The 4129-nt window shown below is 50.4% G+C and carries 3 protein-coding genes and 2 tRNA genes; 4 read left to right on the top strand and 1 reads right to left on the bottom strand.

Annotation, left to right across the window (positions count from 1 at the left end):
* Positions 1-215: 215 nt before the first annotated feature.
* Positions 216-1886, bottom strand: a complete 1671-nt coding sequence (gene hutU / locus AB1756_09980; GenBank protein ID MEW5807658.1) for a urocanate hydratase — start codon at positions 1884-1886, stop codon at positions 216-218.
* 209 nt (positions 1887-2095) lie between these two features.
* On the opposite strand from hutU, the gene AB1756_09985 reads away from it, so the two are divergent.
* From AB1756_09985 to AB1756_10000, 4 genes are all read left to right on the top strand, one after another.
* Positions 2096-2413: a hypothetical protein gene (locus tag AB1756_09985; GenBank protein MEW5807659.1), complete on the top strand. Its 318-nt coding sequence runs from the start codon at positions 2096-2098 to the stop codon at positions 2411-2413.
* Between the two features lie 12 nt (positions 2414-2425).
* Positions 2426-3727: an adenylosuccinate synthase gene (locus tag AB1756_09990; protein MEW5807660.1), complete on the top strand. Its 1302-nt coding sequence runs from the start codon at positions 2426-2428 to the stop codon at positions 3725-3727.
* A gap of 90 nt (positions 3728-3817) precedes the next feature.
* Positions 3818-3893, top strand: a tRNA-Lys gene (locus AB1756_09995).
* Between the two features lie 6 nt (positions 3894-3899).
* A tRNA-Glu gene (locus AB1756_10000) sits at positions 3900-3977 on the top strand.
* The last annotated feature ends 152 nt before the right edge of the window (positions 3978-4129 follow it).

A 4129-nucleotide genomic window follows, 5' to 3' on the forward strand; every position in this document is an offset into this window, starting at 1 on the left:
CAACAAGATTAAATTGGTCAGTCATCGCTCGTTTGGATTTAGAAAGCCTGAGTTCTTTATCACAGCTATTTATCATTGCTGTGCTGATCTGCCTGTAAATCTATGATCACTTTTTGGAGAGGAACCAGAAAAGATAAGAACATCTCTTCTTCCCGATAACTTCCAGCCGAAGACTTTCCTAACCGAATACCAGAAATTTGTAGAATACGCGAACGCTATCGATCATCAGCAAGCATCGGGATCTTGATCCCGCCCTTCTTCGCGAAGTAGATTGCCTCTTCATACCCGGCATCGGCATGACGTATGACTCCGGTCCCAGGGTCCGTCGTAAGGACTCTTAATATCCTTTCCTCTGTTTGCTTCGTTCCATCGGCCACCATGACCATTCCGGCATGGATGGAATAACCGATTCCCACTCCGCCGCCATGATGGACAGAGACCCATGAGGCGCCGGCCGCTGTATTCAGAAGAGCGTTCAGAATGGGCCAGTCGGCAACGGCATCGGAACCATCCCGCATCCCTTCCGTCTCGCGGTTCGGTGATGCGACGGAGCCGCTGTCCAGATGGTCCCTCCCGATCACAATGGGGGCTTTTACTTGTCCAGAAGCTACGAGATCGTTGAAGATCTTTCCCATTCTGGATCTCTCGCCATAACCCAGCCAGCATATCCGTGCCGGGAGCCCTTGGAATTGAACCCGCTCGCGCGCAAGCCTGATCCATCGGCACAGAGCCTCATCGTCAGGGAAGATATTCATGACTGCTTCATCCGTCCTGTAGATATCTTCTGGATCTCCCGAAAGGGCAACCCAGCGAAAAGGGCCTTTACCTGCACAGAAGAGGGGCCGTATGTACTCGGAAACGAAGCCGGGGACATCGAAGGCGTTTTCGACGCCGGCTGCCTTCGCCTGGGCACGCAGATTGTTGCCATAATCGAAGGCGACAGCTCCCATCTTCTTCAGTTCAAGAATGCCTCTCATATGTTCCGCCATCGCTTTCATGGATCTCTCGACGTATTCATTCGGGTTGCTCTTTCTAAGATCCAGAGCTTCCTCGTAAGGGATCTTGTTTGGAACGTAGCCGTTTAGGGCATCGTGCGCAGAGGTCTGATCTGTAACCACGTCAGGTATGATTTTTCTTCTCGCGAGTTCCGGCAGTATATCAGCGGCGTTGCCGTGGAGAGCGACTGACCTGGCCATTCCATTTTCTCTGGCGTATAACGCGATCTTCAGAGCTTCGTTGAGATCCTCGACCATCTCATCACAGTATCCAGTCCTGATCCTTCTCGATATCCTCTCACGGTCCACTTCTACGGCGATAATGGCTCCACCGTTCATGGTAGCGGCGAGGGGCTGGGCTCCGCCCATTCCTCCCAGCCCTGCCGTAACAACCAGCTTTCTCTTCAGGGAACCGTCAAAATGCTTCCTGGAGAGGGAGGCCAGCGTTTCATAGGTTCCCTGGAGAATCCCCTGCGTACCGATGTAAATCCAGGAACCTGCCGTCATCTGGCCGTACATCATGAGGCCCTTTCTGTCCAGTTCTCTGAAATGGTTCCAGTTTCCCCAGGCGGGAACGAGCATGGCATTGGAGATCAGTACTCTGGGGGACCAGGTGTGAGTCTTGAAGATGCCGACAGGCTTTCCAGACTGAACGAGAAGCGTCTCATCGTTGTCAAGGTTCTTCAACGATGATATGATGACGTCAAAGCATTCCCAGTTTCTTGCAGCCTTTCCGGATCCGCCGTAGACGATGAGCTCATCGGGTTTTTCAGCAACGTCAGGGTCGAGGTTGTTCATGAGCATCCTCATGGCGGCTTCCTGCGTCCATCCCCTGCATGAGATCGCAGTTCCCCTGGGAGCATGAATCTCTCTCTTTGTTTTGATATCCATATTCTTTCCCCCGATTGAATGAAGGCTTATTCTTCTTATGATGAATGTAACACATCTGGATTTCGCCTTCAAAGGGAGATTGACGGACGGAGCAAGGCCAATATGTTATAATCATTCGGCTGGCGGACGAGCGGGGCAAGCCGGCGACTCGCTCTCAATCTCCCTGAAAGATGAAGACCTAATGGTACCGCTTTCGTAAAGGAAATGTTGTGAGAAATCAGGTAGGGGTATCGAGAACGGAACAGGCGAAAGGAAAACTTAGAAGATTCTACAAGTCCCATTTCAGAAGAAAAAAAGTGTGGGAATCGATCGGCATGAGAAGAGGAGAGTGCGATCGATGTGGGGAGTGCTGTAAGATTCTATTAAGATGCCCATTCCTGGTAGAACTGGATGACACTACCTATTGCAGGATATACGAGAAGAGATTCTCCCAGTGTCGCCTATACCCCATCGAGCCAAAGGACATCAGGGAGATCGGCGGCAAGTGCACATATGATTTCGAGATGGGGCAGAACCTGGACGACTGAACGGAGAACGAGATGCAAAATGTTGCTGTAATCGGCGGCCAGTGGGGAGATGAAGGAAAGGGAAAGATAGTCGATCTCATCACGGACAGGTTCGACATCGTGGCAAGGTTTCAGGGTGGCCCCAATGCAGGGCATTCAGTAAAAATCAACAATAGGAAGTTTTCCCTTCACCATATTCCTTCCGGGATATTCCGGGAAAACATAAAAGCTGTTCTTGGGAACGGGATGGTCATCGATCTGGATAGACTGTTGAAGGAGATGGAGAGCCTCCAGGCGGTAGGCATTTCGCTGAATGACAGGTTGTTCATCAGCGACAGGGCACATGTCATCCTTCCCATCCATAGAAAGCTGGATGAGCTCAGAGAGTTTAGAATGGGCGAATCGAGGATCGGGACGACGCGTCTCGGCGTCGGCCCTGCTTACCAAAGCAAGATGGCGCGGCATGGTATCAGGATTATCGATCTCAAGAACAAAGATGTCCTCAAAGAAAAGATCGACGCTCTTTACCGCGAACTCGGCAAGAGCTATCGGGAGACTTTCGAAGGAAATCCACCGAAAGCGGAAGAGACTTTTGAGGAATGTATCAACGTTGTCGCAAAGATCGATAAGTTCATCTGCGACATATCAGATTTTCTAAACCGGAAGATGCAGGAAGGGAAAAGAGTACTCTTTGAGGGAGCGCAGGGGACGATGCTCGACGTCGATTACGGGACCTATCCCTTTGTGACATCTTCTAATTCTTCGGCGGCTGGTATATGCGCTGGACTCGGCATAAGTCCGAAATGGGTCGGAGGCGTCATAGGCGTCTTTAAAGCTTACAACACGAGAGTAGGTTCTGGACCATTTCCGACCGAACAGATGGGAGAGACCGGGGAAAAGATCAGAAATCTCGGGAATGAATTCGGGACCACCACTGGAAGGCCCCGCAGGTGCGGCTGGTTTGATTCCGTGGCTGCGAAGTACGCAGTGCGCATCAACGGCTTCAACTGCATGGCAATAACTCTCCTCGATGTTCTGAGTAACTTCGATGAGATCCCGGTCTGCACGAAATACCGCTTTCGTGGTAAGGAGACTGACCAGTTTCCCTCTGAACCGTGGATACTTGAGAGCGTCAAACCGGTCTATGAATTCATGGAAGGGTGGGGAAAAGTGATCTCGGGTCTTAGAGATATTGAAGAACTTCCCAGGAATGCCAAGAAATACGTTCAGAAGATAGCGGCGCTCGTGGGATGTGAGATCGGGATCATATCGGTCGGGCCGGAAAGGAATCAATCCATTATCCTGAAAGACAGCAACCTCTCCAAATGCCTCTGACCGGTATTCAAGCAATGGGCCTGCGTCATGAAAGTGTATTGGATTGAAAGTTTTTCGGTGATATATTAATATTTTAAAATTTTGAAAGATGGGCCGTTAGCTCAGTCGGCAGAGCATCTGCCTTTTAAGCAGAGGGTCGCTGGTTCGAATCCAGCACGGCTCACCATGAAGCGTCCCCATCGTCTAGTTCGGCCTAGGACACCGGTCTTTCAAGCCGGCAACACGGGTTCAAATCCCGTTGGGGACGCCAATTTTTTTATGTCGCATTAATCGTTCCGTACAATCCCTTTGCTTGACAAAGCAGAAAAGTAGGTGCTAAATTTACCGTTTAAATTCTTGAGGTTAGCTTGTGAAAAAGGATATTGACTTCAAGAGGACCTTGAATCTTCCCAGCACGGACTT

The sequence above is a fragment of the Acidobacteriota bacterium genome (assembly GCA_040752675.1).
Lineage (GTDB): Bacteria > Acidobacteriota > Polarisedimenticolia > JBFMGF01 > JBFMGF01 > JBFMGF01.

Excerpts from the sequence above, each read along its gene's own strand:
- hutU (MEW5807658.1), bottom strand. The coding sequence starts at position 1,886 with ATGGATATCAAAACAAAGAGAGAGATTCATGCTCCCAGGGGAACTGCG.
- AB1756_09990 (MEW5807660.1), top strand. The coding sequence starts at position 2,426 with ATGCAAAATGTTGCTGTAATCGGCGGCCAGTGGGGAGATGAAGGAAAG.